We start from the raw sequence: 18,503 nt of genomic DNA, 5'->3' as shown, positions 1-18,503 counted from the left end.
TTCGCGATCTTGCACTCTACCCGGGCGCCTCGACGCGTACCGACTTCAGCCCGTTGATGAAGTGCGAGACGAGCCTGCGCGGCGGCTCCGTGACCCGCAGGACCGGCAGTGCCCGCACCAATTCCTCGTAGAAGACGCGCAGTTGGAGTCGGGCGAAGTGCGCGCCCAGGCAGACGTGCGGGCCGTCGCCGAACGCCACGTGCGGGTTGGGTGAGCGCGACAGGTCGAGGCGGTGCGGGTCGGCGAAGACGCGCTCGTCGTGGTGGGCGGACGCGTGGAAGACGACGACCTTGTCTCCGGCGGCTATGCGCGTGCCCGCAAGATCGGTGTCGCGGGTCGCCGTGCGGCGGAAGCTGAGCACCGGCGGGTGCCTGCGCAGCAGTTCCTCCACGGCGGTGGCGGCGGGGACCGCGCCGGTGCGCAGCCGTTCGTACTCGCGCGGGCTCTCCGCGAGCGCGAGCAGCCCGCCGGGCGCGGCGCCGCGCACCGTGTCGTTGCCCGCGACGGTGAGCAGGAAGAAGAACATCTCCAGTTCGGCGTCGGTGAGTTCGGGGTCGGTGGCGAGTGTGGTCAGGACGTCGTCGCCCGGGTGCCCGCGCTTGTGCGCCGCCAGCGTCCGCGCGTACTCGAACATGTCGCGCAGCATCGCGGGCGAGCGCGGGTTCAGCGGCTCGCCGTCGGGGCCGAGCACGGGCGGGGCCGCCTCGTCGGGGTCCTGGTAGCCGATGACCCGGCGCGTCCAGCGCAGCAGCAGGCCGCGGTCGGCGGCCGGGACGCCGAGCAGGTCGGCCAGGTTGAGCAGGGCGTAGTCGTCGGTGACGGCGGTGACGACGTCGAAGGTCCCGTCGTCGGCGCGGGCCCGCGCCACGGCGGCGTCGAGGAGCGTGCGGGCCCGCTCCCGCACGACCGCCTCGAAGCGCTCGATCCGCCGCGGTGTGAACGCGCGGCTGACCAGCCCGCGCAGCCTGCCGTGATCGGCACCGGCCGCACCGCCCACACCGCCCGCACCGCCCGCACCGCCCACGCCGCCCGTCGGGCAGCGCGCCGCCGCGGAAGGATCCTGGTTGAGCATCATGCGGCGGATGAACGGCAGGTCGTCGGGCGCGGGATCGCGGATCTGAGTGGCGCCCAGATACGAGGAGTACGTCGCCGCGTCCCGCAGGACCCGCACCACGTCCGCATGCCGGGTGACCGCCCAGAACCCCGGGCCCGCGGGCCAGCCGAGCACCCCCGGCTCCTCCTGCCGGGCCACGGGGTGGTGGTCGCGCAGCACGCGGTAGCGGTCGTACGGGACACCGTCCGCGTACAGCCTGGGGTCGAAGACGTCGGGGACGGACGGCGGCGTCCCCGCCGCCGCGCCGCGCGGGCTCATGCGCCGCTGTCCGCGCGCAGGAAGTCCTCCACGGTGCTGATCAGCTCCAGGGGCACCTCGTCCATCGCGTAGTGCCCGGCCCCCGGCAGCTCCGCGAGCGTGCCCCGCGGATAGGAGCGCAGCCACGTGGCGCGCATGAGGTCCGCCGAGAGCGCGGGGTCGAGCGCGCCGGTGACGGCGAGCGCGGGGACGGGCGAGCCGTCGATCTCGGTGTGGAAGTCGTCGCCCGCCCAGGAGTCCAGCCAGGCGCGGAAGGCCTTCACGTCGCTGACCGCGAGGGAGCGGCGCACCATCCGGTCGAGCCAGGCCCGGGGGCGTACACCGCCCGTGGTGATGTCGATGATGGTGCGCCGGTTCTCCGGGGTGTGCGCGGCCGACGCGAACAACTCCCATTGGTCCGGCGGCAGTCGCAGTCCCGACGCGGGTACGGGCGAGACTCCGGCGAGGCGGCGCACCCGGTGCGGGGCCGCGGCCAGGACGCGCTGGGCGACGGCGCCGCCCATGGAGTGCCCGACGAGCGAGAACCGGTCCCAGCCGAGCCGCTCGGCCAGATCGAGGATGTCGGCGGCGCCCTCGCCGGTGCTGTACGCGCCGACGGCGTCCCTGGCCTCGCCGTACCCGCGCAGATCCACCACCGCGTACTGGAACGCGTCGCCGTCGAGGTCCGCGAGCACCGGTTCGTACGCCGTCCGGTCGGCGAACCAGCCGTGCACCGCGAACACCTTGTGCGGGCCTTCGCCGAGCAGGGTGTGGGGGAGCGGGAAGGAGGTCACTGCGGATCCGATCGCCGACGGGGGTCCTTGCGGCCCCGGCCGGTGCGGGGGCCGTGAACACGGTGTCCCCAACCCCGGTGCCGCGCAAGGGCGCCCATGGCCGGCCCCGCGTTCGACCGCGGGTGCGAACCACGTACGCCGGGGCGGGGGGTGAACTTGGCGGACGGCCTGCGGTCCGGCGCCGCGGGTGGTCAGAATGTGGCATGGCCATCCGCCGCCTCAGCTACCGGCTCGACCAGGAGCCCGACGAGACCGGAGCCCCCCGTCTGATCCGCACGGATCCAGCCGGTGCGGGACAGCAACAGCACACAGCTACGGACCAGTTGACGGACCAGTTGGGAGACATCGTCGAACGTGTCGCGGGCGCGGGAGGCGGCGCGGCCGGTGAGCTGAGCTACAGCCTGCTCCCGGACGGCGGCCGTCTCCTGTGCGCCGCCCTGCCGGGGCAGCGCGTGGAGGCGCTCCACCTGAGCGCCGACACCCCCGGCCCCGGGCCCGTGTGGCCGATCGACACCTGGGGCTCCGCCGCCTGGGAACCGGATGCCGAGGAGACGCTCGGGGCCGGGTTCGTCGAATCCGGGCTCCCCGTCTCGCAGGCGCACGCCGACCGCGCACTCCTCGTGGAGTTCGCCAGGGCGCACGCCGACCGCGTCGCGCCCTTCCTCACCGATGTGCGCCGCCTCTTCGACGACCCCGCGGGGCGGCAGATCGTCCTCGTCGAGGACGACGCCGGGACCGTGGCCCGCTGGATCGCGCTCGCCTGCGCCTCGCTGCCCGAGGCGTACGTTCCCGCGCTGACGTTCACCACCTGGACCACCGACCCGTGGCGCGCCCCGCAGCAGATCGTCGGCATCGGCGCGGACGCGGACTTCGACCGCTCCGACGACGCGACGCTCGAGTACCTGTACCGCGTGTACGACAGCACGGGCGGCCCGGAGAGCCCGCCGCCCGCCGAACTCGACCCCTGGGCCCGGCTGACGGCCGAGCGGTGGCTCGCCGGGAACCCGCCGCGCCCCGTACCCGGCGCCACGGCCCGCCCGGCGGAGTCCTTCGCGCTCCTGCCGCTTCTCTCGGGCGCGGACGGGGAGACGGCGGGCGGTGGAGGGGCGAGCGCCCCGTCCGGTGCCGAGCTCGCCGGACTGAGCGGCGCGTCCCTGCACATCGTCATCGACGCCTTCACCCGGTCCGTGAGCAGGGGCGAGGCCGACTCGCACACCCTCGACGAACTCGACAGGCTCTGCCGCGGCCTCGACGGCGACCACGCCCTGGCGGCGCGCCCCCTCGCCCTCGCCCTCGTCAAGCACCGGCTCGACGCGTCCCGCGGCCGCGGAGCCCTGCCCGACCTGACCGCCTTCGAAGGGCTGCCGCTCGGCCAGGACGCCTGGCGAGAGCTGCGCGAGGAGTACGGCGAGCGCGCCGACGACGCCCTGCGCGCCCGGCTCCGCGAGCCCGTCACCACCTGGACGGAGCCGCTCCGCCTCGCCCTCGCCGTGGGGGCCGACGGCGGCCCCGGCCTCGCCGAGGCGATGGACCGGCTCGCGGACGCCCTCCTGTACCCCGAGCGCCGCGACTGCGCGCAGGCCGTCAAGGTCCTCACCGAACTCGACCACGCAGGCTTCAACAGCCGCGTGCTCCGGCTCGTCCTCGTCGACTTCACCGAACGCAAACTGGACCGCCTCATCGCGTTCGCCCGCTCCCCGCAGGGCGACTGGCTGCGGCGCATCATCGACGACGCGCCGCTCACCGTCCGCCTCGCCGCGGCCGCCGCGCACCTGAGCGGGCCCCCGGAACACCTGCGGGGTGCCGAACTCTTCGAGCGGCTCACCCAACTCCTCTCGGGGCAGCGGGTCGAGGACGTCACGACCCTGCGGCTGCTGTGGCGCATCGTGTGGCGCAACGACCCGCCGGACCGCGCCGAACAGCCCTGGGTGGCCCGCACCTGCACGCCCCGCCTGATCGTCGAGGCCGACCTGGGCCGCCGCGTCATGGGCTGGCTCAAGGAACCGGACCACTGCGACGTCGAACTCATCGAATTCGCCCGGGAGATGCGCCACGACCGCAAGCTGGGCGCCCAGGACCGCGACACCGCCGAACTGCTCGTCACCGCCCAGGACCTCGCCGCCGGGCGGCTGCCCCTGAGCCGGTCATCCGTCGGCCGCCTCAAGGAGCTGGGCCGGAAGGTGTCGCCGCTGGGTCCTGTGCTGCGCCAGGGCGTCGACGAGCGGGTGGGGTGCGCTCTCGCCGCGGCCAACCCGCTCGACCTGTGCGAGTCGCACGGCCTGCAGATCCTCGTCGCCGCGGGCCCCGATCTGCTGCGGGCCTACCGCGCGCAGACCCTGGACGCCGACCGGTGCGGCCGCATGGTCCACGAACTCCCCGGTAAACCGGCCGAGTTGGCCGCGTACTACCACATCTGGCGGCCGCGCCGACGGCACGGCGTCACCCCGGAATGGCGCACGGTCGCCGAGGAACTCCTCGACCGGGCCCTCGCGCCGGTCCTCGGCCACCTCGACGAGCACCACCTCGGGCAGGTGGCCACCGTCCTCCAGCGGGAGGGCCAGGACGTACAGGAATGGACCGCATGGCGGCACCGGGCGGCCCGAGAACCGAACTGACCCCGCAACCCCACGAAAGGACCAGCGTGAGCGACACCAGCGAGACCGTCGTCGTCGACAACTTCCCCGGCGGCAGTATGGCGAGCCGCCCCGTGCACTTCATCTGGATGCTCGACTGCTCGGGGTCCATGGGCGTGAACGGCAAGATCGGCGAACTGAACTTCGCCATCCGCGAGGCCATCCCCGAGATGCAGCAGGCCGCCCAGTCCAACCCCGCCGCCTCCCTGCTGGTACGCGCCATCACCTTCGCCAGCGGAGCGAGCTGGCACGTCAGCGAACCCACCCCGGTGGACCAGTTCTCCTGGGAGGACGTACACATCTACGGCGGCACCGACATGGGCTCCGCCTTCAAGCTGGCGGCCGGTGCGCTGCAGACCCCGCCGATGCCGCAGCGCGCGCTGCCGCCGGTGCTCGCCCTCGCCTCCGACGGGCAGCCCACCGACGACTGGCGGGCCGGGCTGCGTGCCATCGACAGCACGCCGTGGGGCAAGCGCGCCGTGCGCGTCGCGGTGGCCATCGGCGACGACGCGGACAAGAGCATGCTCAAGGAGTTCCTCGGCAACCCCGAACTGGAGCCCCTGCAGGCCAAGAACCCCCGCCAGCTCGCGGCCGCCATCCGCTGGATGTCCACGGCGGTCGTCAAGGACGCCTCCACCCCGAAGGTCGACGACGGCACGAAGCCCGCGACGCCGGTCGACGTGCCGTCGATGACCAAGGGCGAAGACGACATCTGGTGACCGGACCGGAGACGACGGCCGGACCCGGGCCCGCCGGGGCCGCGCCCTGGGCGCTGCTCGACGGCGCGGTCAAGGGCGTGGCCAAGAGGTACAGCCAGGACCGCGGCACGGCGCTGCCCGTCGCCGGGGGCCGCGCGGTCGTCCTCGCGGTCGCCGACGGACACGGCAGCGCCGCACACTTCCGCAGCGACCTCGGGGCGCGCTGGGCGGTCGATGAATTCACGGCGTGCGCGCGGGCGTTCGCCGCTGAGGCCGCGCGCGTCGGCACCGACGCGTCGGGCTGGCCCGCACTGCGCGAGGAGGCACGCCGCCTGCCGCAGCAGGTGGGCCACCGCTGGCACGCACGCGCCACGCTGTACGACAGCAACTCCCCGGCGCACGGCGCCCGTTCGCTCTCGCTCGGACGAACGCCCCGCACCGGGCCCCGCGAACACCCGCACCCCCCGGACCTCGCCGCGTACGGCAGTACTCTCATCGGCACCGTACTCACCGAACACATGCTGTTCTGCTGGCAGTTGGGGGACGGCGACATCGTCCTCGTCGACAGCTCGGGCAGCCCGCACACCCCGCTCTCCACCGGCCCCGACATGGGCGACGAGACCGACTCGCTCTGCGAGCCCGAACCCTGGCGCAAGATGCGCTCGCACTGGCAGCCCTTCACCGGCGGCGCGCCACCGTGCGTCCTGCTCTCCACCGACGGGCTCTCCAAGAGCTTCGCCGACCACCAGGGGTTCCTGGACTTCGCCACCGGCCTCGGCGACCGCGCCGCCGAACAGGGCGTGGCGGCGGTGCAGGCCCAGCTCCCCGACTGGCTGGGGCGGGCCGCCAAGTTCTCCGGGGACGACACGACCCTCGTGGGCGCCATAACGGTGCCCCCACAGCGCAGCGACGAACGTTAGGGCAGAGAGGAACAGAATGGTGAACGGCATGCTCGCCGCCGGAAAGACCCTGGTGGCCGAGTCGGGGGAGACGCTGAAGGTCGCGGAGCTCTTCGGCTCCGGCGGCCAGGGCGAGGTCTACCGCGTCCTGACGCCCACCGGCGACCGGGCGGTCAAGTGGTACTACCCCCAGCTCGCCGACGCCCGCCAGCGGGAGATCCTCGAAGGGCTCATCGCCAAGGGCTGGGACGACCCCCGCTTCCTGTGGCCCACCTCCATCGTGATGGACCCCGAGGGCAGCCAGCCCGGCTTCGGCTACCTCATGGACGTACGGCCGGCCCGCTTCTGCGACCTGCCCGCCCTGTTCCGCCGCGACCCCTCCGTGGCCTCCGCGACGATGCGCACCCTGGTGACCGTGGCACTGCACACCGTCGAGGCCTACCGCGCCCTGCACTCCCGGGGCATCGCCTACCGCGACATCAACTGGGGCAACATCTTCTTCGACCCGGCCACCGGCGACGTCCTGGTCTGCGACAACGACAACGCGGTCGTCGAGGGCGCCGAGGCCGCCGTCGCGGGCACCATGGACTTCATGGCGCCCGAGCTGGTCCGCGGCGACAAGGGCAAACAGCCCGGCACCCAGAGCGACCTGCACTCCCTGGCCGTGCTGCTCTTCCTGCTCCTGATGAACGACCACCCGTTCAACGGCGCCCTCGCGCTCAACATCCGCTGCATGGACGAGGCCGCCAAACGCAGGCTGTACGGCACCGACCCCGTCTTCGTCTACGACCCCGCCGACACCCGCAACCGCCCGGTCCCCGGCGAGCAGCCGACCGTAGAGGCGACCTGGGGCGCGCTGCCGCAGATCCTGCGCGACCTGTTCGTGCAGACGTTCACGGACGGCCTGCGCAGCCCCAAGCTGCGGGTGCGCGAGTCGCAGTGGCGCGACGCGCTCAGCAAGGTCCTCGACGCCATCACCCAGTGCGGCCGGTGCGGCAAGCAGAACCTGACCCAGCCCGACGGCGCGCCCCCCGCCTGCTGGAAGTGCCGCACCACCCTGACCCTGCCACCCCGCCTCGAACTGGTCACCGGCACCGGCACCCTGCGCACCCGGCGCGGCATCAGGCTCGCGCCGAACGCCCGCGTCTACGCCCACCACCTGCGCGACGACCCCGACCGGCACGACTTCTCGGCCGTGGTCGGCGAAGTCACCGAACACCCCCAGCAGCGCGGCAGGTTCGGCCTCACCAACCGCACCAGGGCCGTGTGGACGGCCCGCAGGGACGACGGGACGGTACGCGACGTGGACCCGGGCAAGACGATCGCGCTGCGGTCGGGTCTGCTCATCGAGTTCGGGGGCGGAACGGAGGCGGTCGTCAAGGAGTAGGGGCGAGGGGCAGGGAGGAATACTCTTTTCGTGCGCCGACAGTGAGCCGATCGTGAGCCGACAGGTCCGGCGCTCTCCGGGCGGAGGAACGTGACCGCAACACCTCGCGTCTGCATGGTCTCCTCGTCAGACGCGCCCCAAGCCGCGCTGCTGGCACGCCGGTTGACGGGAACGCTGCGGGCGCGGGGTGTCCCCGTGCTCGCGCGTCCTGACGACACCTGCACGCACTTCCTCGCGGTCCTTTCCGCCGACACGGCTCCCGAAGAGCACGTCGTGGACCTGATCGGGGCGGCCGCGCAGAGTCAGCGGACGCGGGGAAGCCCGTCGCTGCTCGTCCTGTCACCCGACGGCGCCGACCTGGACCCGCTCGCCGGGCCGACCGTCCCGTTCCGGCGCGTGCGGAGGTGCGACGGGTTCGGCGAGCAGGTCGACGAGGTCTGCCGGGCCCTTGGCGTACCGGCGACGGTGCCGGGCGGAGCAGCCGGGCTGATCGACGACAAGACGGCCGGTTTCCTGGGGCGCGAGTACGTCTTCGACGCGATCGACGCGTTCGTGGGCACCGCACGACGGGGCTACTTCCGCCTGGAGGGTGATCCGGGCGACGGCAAGACCGCGATCATCGCCGAGTACGTGCGACGTACGGGCTGCGTGGCGCACTTCAACGTACGCAGCCAAGGCATCGTGGGCGCCCGCCAGTTCGTCGGCAGCCTCGGCGCCCAACTGAGCGCCACGTACGGCATCGCCGCCCCCGCCGACCTCGGCGACACCAGCCGCTACGGCGAGCTCGTCGGCCGCATGCTTGACGAGGCCCGCGCCGCCCTGCCCGGCGAGCTGCCGCTGGTCGTCGCGGTGGACGCCCTGGACGAGGCTGAGGCGGAACGGCCGGGGGAGCCCGGCGCGGTGAACGTGCTGTACTTGCCGCCCGTCCTGCCCGACGGCGTGTACTTCGTGGTGAGCAGCCGCCGGGCCGAGGTACCGCTGCGCATCGAGACGGCCGACGTCCGGTACGACCTGGGCGAGCACCTGAGCGCCACGATGGTCGACATCCGCGCGCTGCTGTACCGGATGGGGAGCACGAGCCCCGGCCTCGTGGCCCGGCTGGCCGAACAGCGCATCCCGCTCGACCGGTTCGTCGACGTCCTCGCGGAGAAGAGCGAGGGCAACTTCATGTACCTGCGCCACGTACTGCCCGAACTGAGCGACGGCCTCTACCGCGGCCTCGACATCCAGCAGTTGCCCCACGGGCTCGAGAACTACTACGAGGCCCACTGGCGGCTGATGGGCATGACCGCGCGGCCTTCCCCACGTACCAAGGTGTGGGTCGTGTACGTGCTGTGCGAGCTGGCCGCACCGGTCTCGACCGCCCTGCTCACCAAGGTGATGGGCGAGGTCAACGCGGAGGTGGACGCCATCGCGATCCAGGACGTGCTCACCGAATGGCGGCAGTTCCTCCGCAGGGAGCGCACCCCGGACGGGCCGCGCTACAGCATCTACCACAGCAGCTTCCGCGACTTCCTGCACCAGCGGGAGACGGTCGCCAGCGCGGGCCTGAGTCTCGCCGGGGTCAACGAAGTGATCGCCGACGTGCTGTGGGAGCACGAGTACGGGCAGGGGTGAGGCGGTTGAGCGGAACCGGTCGCGTCCCGGCGGGGTACGCCGCCCCGGCCTACGGGACCGTCCCCGACTGGGTGGCCGCCGTGGGCACGGTCGCGGCCACTCTGCTGCTCGCGGTGGGCCTGTTGCGGGAGATCCGGCGGCGCCGCATCGACGACGCCCGTGCGGCCACGGAGCGGCGGGCCGCCGAGGCCAACCAGGCCCGCCTGGTGAGCGTGGTCTTCCGGGCGCGCGGCAGCGGGCTGCGCGTGGAGTGCGTGGTACGGAACGACAGCCCCGCACCGGTCCGGGACGCGGTTCCGTGGCTCTCCTGGGTCGACCCGGCAGGTGCTCTGCACGTCCCGCAGACCGAAGTGGGCGCCAACGCCCCGCTGTTGGGGCCGGGCGAGACAACCGAGATGACCCTCTCCGTCACCGAACGCGCCGAAGCGCCGGACGCGTCCGGCTCGTTGCGGTGCGCGCTCGCCTTCACGGACGCCAACGGGCGGCGGTGGGTGCGCACGGCGAACGGCGCCCCGACGGCCGTGCTCGATGACGAATCGCAGGCTCTGATACGGGCCGTCCGGGCCGACCACCGGCGCGGTAGCTGATCCGGCGGTACTCAGACGAACCGGGACGCGGATGAACACCGACGATGTGCGGGGCAATGTGGGACTCGACGCGGAACTGCACCAGTTGGCGCTGGACGGCCTGGCCGCCCACCTCGGCGCGGCGGGCCGGGTGGACCGCCTGCTCCAGCTGTTCGGGGACGACCGGAGACTGCGCAGGCGCGTCACCGCGGAGGTCCGGCTCTGGGACGGCTACCAGAGCGACATCGACACGGCGTGGGACGCCGTGGACCGGGCCCTGGCCGAAGATCCCGGGCGGGTCCCGGACCCGCTCGGCGGCTGTATCAGGCTGGCCCTCCTGCGCGGCTCGATGAAGGCGGCGGACGACATCCCGTCACGCGTCGTCGTCGCCGCGGTGGCCACCGGGCTCTGGTCGGCGCAGCGGGCCCTCTCCACCATCGGCCGGGCCGCGTCCGCGGGCGAACAGGCCGACGGCTACTACCGGCTGCTCGCGCTCGCGCCGATCGACGCGGCCACCCGCAAGACGGTCCAGGCGCGGATCGTCGCACTGGCGTCCCTGCCCGGCGATGAGATCCCGGCCCGGACACTCCTCGAAGGGGTCGCCCTGCTCGACGCCGGTGCGCGGGCAGCGGTCGCCGCGGGCATCGAGGAGACGGCACCGATCGTGAGCTGGCAGGTGCCCGCCCGATTCGCGTCGAAGAGGATCAGGCCCGAGGGGCTGGAGGCGGGCGAAGCGGTGGCCCTGCTGTGCGCCGTGCCGGAGATCCGCCGTCCCCGCCTCGTCGAGCGGGTCGCCGAGGCGCTTCTCGACGACCTGGCCGGCCTGACGCGCGAGGACGCGGAGCCGCCCCCCGCCGACGGGGGCGACGAGCCCCTCCTCGCCCAGCTGCAGCGGGACTCCTTCGCCTGGCTCATCGACCCCCGGCACCGCCTTGTCAGGGCGGGACAGGCGCTGGCGGAACTCGCCGCGTTGCTCGTCGGGCACCCGGCGCGGGAGCGGTTCGTGGAACGGCTCGGCACGCTGGTCGCCGAGGTCCGGGACGCGGAGACGCGCTCGCGCCTCGCCGACGCGTACGGGCTTACGCTGCCCGGTGAGGGCGGCGGCGGCCCGCCCGCCTCGGACGTGACGGACGACCCGGCCACCTCCGGCGCGGCGGACGGACCCGACGCCGCACGGGCCCGCCGACTGTCCCTCGTACGCGACGTTGTCCACCGGCTGACGAGCCCGCTGCCCGAGCCGTCCGCCTCCCCCCTCTCGACGGCCCCGACCGACTCCGGCGATGCCACTCTCGACGAACTGACCCTCAGGTGGTTCGCCGAGCGACAGCCGCCGTATGTGGAGCGGAGAGAGCCGCAGGACGACCCCGAGGGTGACGGGAAGCGGGAGTTCCGCGCCTTCACCCGCAGGGCCGGCGGCCCCGCGGTGATCGCCTCCTTGCTGACCGTGCAGGAACTGTCCGACGACACGGTCGGTGCCATGATCGATGCGGTCTACCTGCCGCGCGAACTCCCTGGCCAGATGGCCTTGGTGGAACTGCTCACGAAACACAAGGACCTGGCCGACACCACCGCAGCCGTACGCAAGGTCAAGGGGCACCTGCTGCGCTGTGCCCTCGCGCACACACCCGTCAGTCCGCACGCGGCCTGGGACGGCCTGTCGGCGGAGCAGCTCCGGGACGCCGACTTCCGGCCCGTGCTCGATTTCGCGCTGGGGCTCCCCGCCGAGCAGCGGCGCAGCGCCTACTGGCACACCGCGATGGGACGCGGCATCCCGCTGGAGGTGCGCACCGTCCCGCGGCTGGCCGCGCTGGCCCTCCTGCTGCCCCATCTGGACACCGGTCAACTGGCGGAGGCATTCGCGGACGTCCTTGCCGTCGAGGACTCCGAGGTGCGCCTGCTCGGCCTTGAACTGTTCGGCCCCTACCTGGGCGCGGAGCAGGTCGCGCGAGCCGTCGACTCGCTGCGCGCGGCGCCCGACGCCCGCGAAGTGGCGTGGTTGCTGGGCGAGTTGGCCGCCCTTCTCGACCCGTCCGGCGAGGAGCGCGGCGAGCTGGAGGAGCGGGCCGCCGATGTCATCGCGCGCGTGGACGCCGGAGCGGACCTCGCCGAAGCGGTCCTGCGCCGTCTGCACCGGACGGGCCTGCCACTCGACGCCGCGTCCCTGGGCTCCGAGACGGCAGCCCTCCTCCACCGCATGGACCCCAACAACCGGCTCGACGCCGTGCTCGTGCTGCTCTCCGGCACCGAGGGTGCCCTCACCGCGGACCTGGCCGCGCAGATCATCGGGCTGCCGGTCGTGAATGATCGAACCACGTACAGCTGCCGGGGTTTCGCGCTGGTGGCCGCCGCGGAGCGGTTCGCCGACGACTGGATCCCCGCGGCCTGGTACGCGGCCCAGGAGCTGCCCCGGCGCCTCTCCATCGGTGACGCCCCGGCCTGGGGCTGGGACTGGCGTTACGAGTACCCCTATGCCGCGGCCGTCGAGGCGCTCGTTCCCCGGCTGCGCGGGCCCTTAGCGCGCCAGGCGTTCGAGGCCGCGAAGGACATGCCGTGGGAGCCCCGCGAGCGGATCATGCGGCTCCTCGCGGACCATGCCGACGACGGGCTGAGCCGCGACCTGTTCGACCACGCCACGGCGGTCCACCGTTCCTATCAGGAGCTGCCCGACACGGCGGAGCCGCCGTTCCCGCTGGAGGGCACCGTGGTCACGCAGTCCGCCGTCAACTTCAAGGGACTGCGGGAGGTGCAGCTCGCCGAGCTGACCGCCGCCGTGGTGACGCGCCTCGACGCCGGGCGGCTGGCCGAAGCGGCGCGCCTGGCCCGCGAGTTCTCCAACTGCGGGCCGCGGGCGTGGCTCCCCGGCAAGCTGTTGCCCGCTCTGGCTGACCGGTCCGGCCTGCCCGCTCCGGCCGCCGAGCTGCGTGCGGCGCTGATCGCCTCGGGCACGGTCGCGGCCATGGAGTTCATCGCCGGGGAGACCGACCGCCTCGACCTCCTCGCGGAACTGCTGCCCCACCTGCGCGAGGCGACCGAGGAACAAGCAGCGCCCGTACGGGAGTTCGTCATACGCCACGTCCCCCGGCACGGCAGCGGATTCCTCCTGTCCCGCGACGAGATCGCCTCGCTCGACAGCGAGCGGACCGAGGAGTACTTCCGGCTGCTCGGCGTCGAGGACCGGGCCGAGGTGGAGGCGGGTCTGTCCGGAGACGCCGACCACCAGCGGCGGTTCCTGGTACGGGTCATCCTCCGCCCGTTCTTCGCGGGCTCCCTCGAACAGACCCTGACGCAGCTGCTCGTCGACGCGCCGGTCCTCGCGCGGGCGGCGGTGCTCGACGCGACCGCCGAGCTCCTGGACCCGGGGAACCACCGGGCGATCGTCGACCACACCGTGGCGCAGTTGCTCGGTGAGCCGATGGAGGAGAAGGAACGGCTCGAGGCCCTCGGCGCGATCCTGCCCTCGCTCACCCAGGCCCAGCGGGACGAGCTCGTCGAGATCGCCACGCATCCCGATGTCCAGGGGGTGCGGGAGAGCCGGGACGTGAGCCGGAAGGTGTTCGCCCTCCTCCTGGACGATCTGCGGACGCCCGCGCACGCGGACGGTCGTTTCTCACGTGTCCGGCACAACAGATATGCCCACACGCTCAGGAACAAGGTGCGCGAGGACCGGGTCATGGACGCGCTGGGCCTTGTCCACGGCGGGCGGGCCGAGTTCCTCGCCGTCCTCGCCGAGAACCTGACCGAAGCCGCCGCGCGACGACTGGCCGAGCGCGTCGCGCACCTCCCGGACCTGGAGCGGGCCGACGTGAGCGTGACGCTGCTGCCCCTGCTTTCGGGCGAGGCCCGCGCGGCGCTGGTGGCGGGCGTCCGCGGGTTGACCGACCCCTTCGCCCGGTTCTGGGCGGCGTTCGCAGGCCAGGAGGAGCTCGACGGGGACGCCGACCCGTCGTGGGCCGGGTTCGTCCATGACACGGCGATGGCGTTCGAGGGCCGGGCGGACCAGGCGGCGCAGGCGGACCGGGCGGGCGCCTGCGCCTGCCTGCTCCTGCTCGTCGGGTACGCGGACGCCGACACGAGGAAGACGTGGTGCGCGTGGGTGATCTCCCGCCTCGGCGGGCTGCCGGACGAGGACGCCCTGCGGGTCACGGCGGGCCTCGCCGCCGTCGTGCGGGACGACGACGCCCTGAACGCGGCTCTCGTGGACGCGGTCTGTTCCCGGCAAGCCGACGGAACCGTACACGCGGGCGCCCTCATCCTGGCGCGCCACGGCGTCGACCTGAGCGCACTCACGGAACCGCGCCGGACGCGGCTGCACGCGCTGCTCTCCCGCCGCCTGCGCGGCCTCGCCGACCGCGGCCGCCCCGACCTCCTCGTCGCGCTCGCCGCCGAGTCACCCCTGATCGGCGCGCTGAGCACCCAGTCGGAGCTCTCTGCGATCGCCCGCGGCGTGCACGAGGTGTGCTTCACATGGCGCTGGCCGTGACCCGGGCCCGCACCCTGTCACCCCGCCCTCGCTTGCCGTCGCCAGCGCCGCCACCACGCCGACCACCAGGGCCTCACCGGCGGGAGCGGCGGTGGCGGAGGAGGCGCCGCGGGCAGGACCGCGCGGGTCGGGGCCGCGCCGATGGCCACCGCGTCGGGGCGGGGCAGCGGGCTCACGGTGATGGCGCACTCCGCGGCGGAGACGGGAAGGGTGACGGGCCGCCCGGCGCGGTGCGCGCTGCGGGGGACCCGCCGTTCGCCGCCGCGCTGTCCGTCACTCCAGGCCGCGTGGACCAGGACCGCGGGCTCCGGCCAGTCGAAGTGCAGCTCGGCGCGGTCGTCGGCGACTCGCCGTACCATCAACTCGCTTATAGGTGCGGGGTGTTCGATGACGACGCTCGGGCCGGACACCGCCCGCTCGCCGAGCACGCTGACGGCCGTGACCCGGACCCGCTGCTCGGTCCCCGGCGTCAGCTCGGCCCACGATTCGGTGCCCGACGCGGTCGCCGGAATCCGGTCCACGAGGCCCACGACGTCGGAGACGTCGGTGCCCGGCGCGACCGGACCCGCCGTCCAGGGCAGCAGCAGACCGTCGCCGAGCTCGGGCGGGCGCCACGCGATGGTCACCCGCCCGTCGTCCGCGTGCCGCCGTACGGTGAGCTCCTCGACCGGCGACGGCCACTGCTCGGCGCGGGCGGTGACCGTGACACCGCGCGACCACACCAGGTCGCCGTCCGGATCGCGGTAGCCGCAGCGCACTTCGTACGTATACGTCCCCGGCGCGAGCGGCACGTCGAGCACCCGGTCGTGCTCGCAGGGCACGCGCACGAGCGACGACTCGCCCCAGCCGCCGGTCTCCGCCCCGGTGCCGGACCGCGTCACCCGCACCTCGGCCGCCGCCGCGTCGGCCCGCCAGCGCAGCCGCACCCCACCGGGCACGACGGTCGCGCGCAGCTCCGTGACGACGGGCGTGATGAGCACGGGAGCGGTCACGCGCGGCACCCCGGCGATGCGGCCGCGGCGCAGCGGCACGACGGCGTACCTGAGGGGCCGGCCGACGGGGGCGTCCGCGTCGAGGGCGCCGGGCCCGCTCTCGCCCGCCGCCGTCTCGGCCGCCAGGTGCGGGGCGCCGTCGGGGAAGCGCAGGACGCGGTACGAGACGCCGCCCGCGCCCGGCTCGGCGTGCGGTGGCGCGCACCAGGAGAGGCGTACGGCGCGCTCGTCGGTCACGGCCGTCACCTGCGAATCGGCGGGGGCGGTCGGGTCCTCGGCGAGGAGCGCGGCCACGCGCAGCAGGCCCGTCTGGAAGTCCGCGTCGTCCCTGGCGAGCCGCAGCGCGCCCAGCCAGGCGCGGGCGGCGTCGCGCACCGCGCCCGCGGCTTCCGCGGCGGCGCCGTCGGCGGCGAGCCGCCGGACCTCGGCGGCCCGCGCGCGGACGGCGTCGACGAGCGCGGCAAGGCGGTGGTCGTCCGGCCCGTCGGGATGGTCCGCGGCGCGCGGGAGCCGCGTCACGACCCGCTCTGCCTCGCGCAGCCGCACACCGGGCCAGACGTCGTTGAGGGTCTCGGCGGCGTGCCGCGCGGGACCGGCCGGGGGGAACCCGGAGGCGACGGCGGCGGCGAGCGGGCCCGCCTCGCCGCGGTGCACACCGAGGGCAACGGCCTCGGCCTCGCCGGGCCGTTCGCCCCCGTCCCTGAGCAGACAGCACACCTCCCACAGGACCAGGCGGCGCAGCCCCATCGCGTCGTCCCGCACCAGGGTCTCCAGGGTGTCCACCAGCGCCGCCGCCGTGTCGGCGCGCGGATCCGACGAGGACAGCCACTGGCCGCGCGCCCGCTGGACGTACGGCAGGTCCACGCGGTGCCAGATGCCGCCGCGGCCGGGGAACCAGAGCCCGTCGAGGATCCGGAAACCGTCATCCGTGGTGGCTCTGGGCAGCGTGCCGAAGACGGAGTCGTGCGCGGGTGCGGGGGCCGGGGCGCGCAGCACGTCGGCGGCGTGCCGAAAGTTCAACTGCCGTATCGCGTCGTGCAGTTGGACGTAGCCGCGCAGGCCGGGGCAGCGCGGCAGGGTGGGCGGCGGCAGGCGGACGCCGCTCGCCTTCGGCGGGTCGCCCGGACGCAGGACCGCCATGGCTCAGCCGCCCGGTGCGGGGTCGCCGGGGGCCGTATAGAAGTACACGCGGACCACCGCTGTCTCGGCGCGCCTGCCGAGGCTGTGGTAGTCGTCCGTCACCGTCTTCTTGGTGAACATCTCCGGGCGGGCCTTGCCGAGCAGGCCGTTGACGCGGTGGGCGTAGACCGTGCCGTTCGAGCTGCCGCCGAAGGTGAGCACGAGCGCCGCCTCGCGCCCCGACCACTTGCGGGTGTCCTTCGAGATCTGCCGGACGATGTCACCCTTGCTCTCGCCCGCGACCCGGAACTCCTGGGGGTGGCGGTCCACGGAGCGGGGTCCCGCGGGGGTGGCCGAGGCGCTCTTCGACGGGGAGGGCTTGGGGTGGTCCTTGCCCTTGGGGCCCGTCGGGTCCGGGCGGTCGCCCATCGACACCAGGGCGAGCACGAGCAGCAGATCGGCGAAGAGCCACCCCGCGAGCACGACGATCCCGAGCCGCCCGCCGCGCCGCCGCAGCGCCCGGACTCGGCTCACGCGGCGCCTCCGTCCCGCGGGCCGGGCGGCGGCAGACGCGTCGTGGGCGGGTCGAGCGGCGTATCGAGCCGGGGGTCCGTCGGGGGGTGGGGATCCGTCGGCGGGTCGACGGGACGGCTCGGTGAGGGCAGGTGGCTCCCCTCGGCCGGATAACCGTTGACGGGCGCTCCGGCCGCGTACCCGCTCCCGTACCCGCTCCCGTATCCGCTTCCGGTCCCGTACCCGCCTCCGTACCCATTGGCCCCGTACGCCGCGGCAGGCGCCGACGCGGGCGTCAGTGTGGGCAGTGCGCCTGCCAGCGTGTCCATGCGGGCGTCGAGGCGGGCCGCCGCGTCCTGCCAGTGGGCCGCCGCCGCATCCCAGCGCTCCGTGGCCTCGCGCATGCCGTCCACCGCCTCGCCCGTGCGGCCCGTGCTCGCCACCAAGGCCTGCGAGGCCGCTTCCGTCGCCTTCGCCACCGACTCGGACTTCACGACGAGCGTCTGCTGGGCGGCGACCAGGGCCTTGAGGGAGGCCTCGACGGTGTCGCCCGCCGACTTGACGTGGTCGGCGATCCCGCGGGCCGCGCGTTCGTTGGCCCGGCCCGCCCTGGCGGTCTCCTCGGCGCCGGTGCGCAGGGTGGTGTCGATGCGGTTCGCCGCGTCGCCGAGTTTCGGCACCTCCGTCGTCAGGGACTGCGCGGTCTGCCTGAGGGCGTCGATGGCCTGGCTCACGGAGGCCGTGGCGCCGGTGAGCGCCCGGTGGCTCTGCTGCGCCTTCTCCGTCACCTTCTGCATCTGCTCGGCGGCCTTCGTGAGCTGCGCGGTGAACTGCTGCGGGGAGGCGCTGCGGTGCGAGGCGAGCAGCATCTGGGTGCGCGTGAGCACCGACGCGAGCTCGGCGAGGAGCTTCTCCTCGTCGGCGTCCTGGGCGTCCTCGTGGCGTTCGGTACGCACCCGCACGCGCGCGTGCCACACCGAGAGGGCCACGAGCAGGGCGATCAGGAGGACCGCCATCAGGGCCACGTTCTCGAAGCGCCCGAGCGCGCCCAGATGACCGCCGAAGCCCGACTGCCACAGCTGGAGGAAGGGCCGCACGCTTTCCTCGGGGTCGTCCTCGGCGAGCTCCCCGTACGCGCGCACGGCCTCGCGCAGGCCGAACCAGGTGATCAGGAGCGGTACGAAGACCAGGACCCCGAGGGCTCCTTCGAGGAGCCGGTCGTGCCGTCCCGGAGCCTTGCCGGGGGACGTCCGGACGCTCTCGGGGCGCACGTAGGCCTGCACGAGGTCGATCTCCGCCCACCGGTCGAGCTGGTTCGAGGCGGCCAAGTCCTGCTGGAGCACGGTCAGTTCGGCGGATCGCGGCGCGAGCGCGGGCAGGTCCGCGAGTCGCCTCAGCTCCTTGACGATCAAGGCCTTGTCGAGCAGTTGTGCGGGCGTCAAGCGGGTCCCTCC

Annotated in this window: 12 protein-coding genes; 7 read left to right on the top strand and 5 right to left on the bottom strand. The window is 74.0% G+C overall.

The genetic code is table 11. The features are described from left to right. Nucleotides 1–16: 16 nt before the first annotated feature. Both ABZ953_RS18890 and ABZ953_RS18885 read right to left on the bottom strand, forming a co-directional pair. Entirely contained in the window at nucleotides 17–1,372 is a 1,356-nt protein-coding gene (locus ABZ953_RS18890) for a cytochrome P450 (protein WP_361724722.1), read from the bottom strand. After that, nucleotides 1,369–2,145 carry an alpha/beta hydrolase gene (locus ABZ953_RS18885; RefSeq protein WP_361724719.1) on the bottom strand — a complete coding sequence of 259 codons (777 nt, stop codon included), beginning with the start codon at nucleotides 2,143–2,145 and terminating at the stop codon, nucleotides 1,369–1,371. The genes ABZ953_RS18890 and ABZ953_RS18885 overlap by 4 nt, the downstream gene beginning before the upstream one ends. A gap of 203 nt (nucleotides 2,146–2,348) precedes the next feature. Between ABZ953_RS18885 and ABZ953_RS18880 the strand changes: the two genes are divergently transcribed. From ABZ953_RS18880 to ABZ953_RS18850, 7 genes are all read left to right on the top strand, one after another. Next, nucleotides 2,349–4,760 (top strand): GTPase-associated protein 1-related protein, encoded by a 2,412-nt coding sequence (locus ABZ953_RS18880; protein WP_361724716.1) that lies wholly within the window; start codon nucleotides 2,349–2,351, stop codon nucleotides 4,758–4,760. 77 nt (nucleotides 4,761–4,837) lie between these two features. Further along, nucleotides 4,838–5,497 carry a tellurium resistance protein gene (locus tag ABZ953_RS18875; protein WP_361725092.1) on the top strand — a complete coding sequence of 220 codons (660 nt, stop codon included), beginning with the start codon at nucleotides 4,838–4,840 and terminating at the stop codon, nucleotides 5,495–5,497. Then, the gene (locus ABZ953_RS18870; RefSeq protein ID WP_361724713.1) at nucleotides 5,494–6,396 is read left to right on the top strand and encodes a protein phosphatase 2C domain-containing protein; all 903 of its coding nucleotides are present in this window, start codon (nucleotides 5,494–5,496) and stop codon (nucleotides 6,394–6,396) included. Before ABZ953_RS18875 ends, ABZ953_RS18870 begins: the two co-directional genes overlap by 4 nt. Before the next feature lie 16 nt (nucleotides 6,397–6,412). Continuing rightward, a complete protein-coding gene (locus tag ABZ953_RS18865; RefSeq protein WP_361724710.1) occupies nucleotides 6,413–7,762 on the top strand; it encodes a serine/threonine-protein kinase in 1,350 nt (449 codons plus the stop codon). A gap of 90 nt (nucleotides 7,763–7,852) precedes the next feature. Next, entirely contained in the window at nucleotides 7,853–9,379 is a 1,527-nt protein-coding gene (locus ABZ953_RS18860) for a hypothetical protein (RefSeq protein ID WP_361724707.1), read from the top strand. 5 nt (nucleotides 9,380–9,384) lie between these two features. After that, nucleotides 9,385–9,966 (top strand): hypothetical protein, encoded by a 582-nt coding sequence (locus ABZ953_RS18855; protein WP_361724704.1) that lies wholly within the window; start codon nucleotides 9,385–9,387, stop codon nucleotides 9,964–9,966. Nucleotides 9,967–9,997: 31 nt separating this feature from the next. After that, nucleotides 9,998–14,425 (top strand): hypothetical protein, encoded by a 4,428-nt coding sequence (locus ABZ953_RS18850; RefSeq protein ID WP_361724702.1) that lies wholly within the window; start codon nucleotides 9,998–10,000, stop codon nucleotides 14,423–14,425. A gap of 17 nt (nucleotides 14,426–14,442) precedes the next feature. Here ABZ953_RS18850 and ABZ953_RS18845 read toward each other — a convergent pair whose 3' ends face one another. The 3 genes from ABZ953_RS18845 to ABZ953_RS18835 are packed head-to-tail and all read right to left on the bottom strand — an operon-like array spanning nucleotide 14,443 to nucleotide 18,491. Next, a complete protein-coding gene (locus tag ABZ953_RS18845; RefSeq protein ID WP_361724699.1) occupies nucleotides 14,443–16,557 on the bottom strand; it encodes a fibronectin type III domain-containing protein in 2,115 nt (704 codons plus the stop codon). 3 nt (nucleotides 16,558–16,560) lie between these two features. Further along, complete coding sequence (locus ABZ953_RS18840) at nucleotides 16,561–17,070, bottom strand: hypothetical protein (RefSeq protein WP_361724696.1); 510 nt, start codon at nucleotides 17,068–17,070, stop codon at nucleotides 16,561–16,563. Next, entirely contained in the window at nucleotides 17,067–18,491 is a 1,425-nt protein-coding gene (locus ABZ953_RS18835) for a hypothetical protein (RefSeq protein ID WP_361724693.1), read from the bottom strand. The genes ABZ953_RS18840 and ABZ953_RS18835 overlap by 4 nt, the downstream gene beginning before the upstream one ends. Between the last annotated feature and the right edge of the window lie 12 nt (nucleotides 18,492–18,503).

The sequence above is a fragment of the Streptomyces sp. NPDC046465 genome (genome assembly GCF_040646035.1).
Classification (GTDB): domain Bacteria; phylum Actinomycetota; class Actinomycetes; order Streptomycetales; family Streptomycetaceae; genus Streptomyces.
This window is presented reverse-complemented; position numbering and strand designations above follow the sequence as displayed.

Bases quoted from the DNA above. Each gene is read 5' to 3' on its own strand.
- ABZ953_RS18890 (WP_361724722.1), bottom strand. From the start codon at position 1,372: ATGAGCCCGCGCGGCGCGGCGGCGGGGACGCCGCCGTCCGTCCCCGAC.
- ABZ953_RS18880 (WP_361724716.1), top strand. From the start codon at position 2,349: ATGGCCATCCGCCGCCTCAGCTACCGGCTCGACCAGGAGCCCGACGAG.
- ABZ953_RS18875 (WP_361725092.1), top strand. From the start codon at position 4,838: ATGGCGAGCCGCCCCGTGCACTTCATCTGGATGCTCGACTGCTCGGGG.
- ABZ953_RS18865 (WP_361724710.1), top strand. From the start codon at position 6,413: ATGGTGAACGGCATGCTCGCCGCCGGAAAGACCCTGGTGGCCGAGTCG.
- ABZ953_RS18850 (WP_361724702.1), top strand. From the start codon at position 9,998: ATGAACACCGACGATGTGCGGGGCAATGTGGGACTCGACGCGGAACTG.
- ABZ953_RS18845 (WP_361724699.1), bottom strand. From the start codon at position 16,557: ATGGCGGTCCTGCGTCCGGGCGACCCGCCGAAGGCGAGCGGCGTCCGC.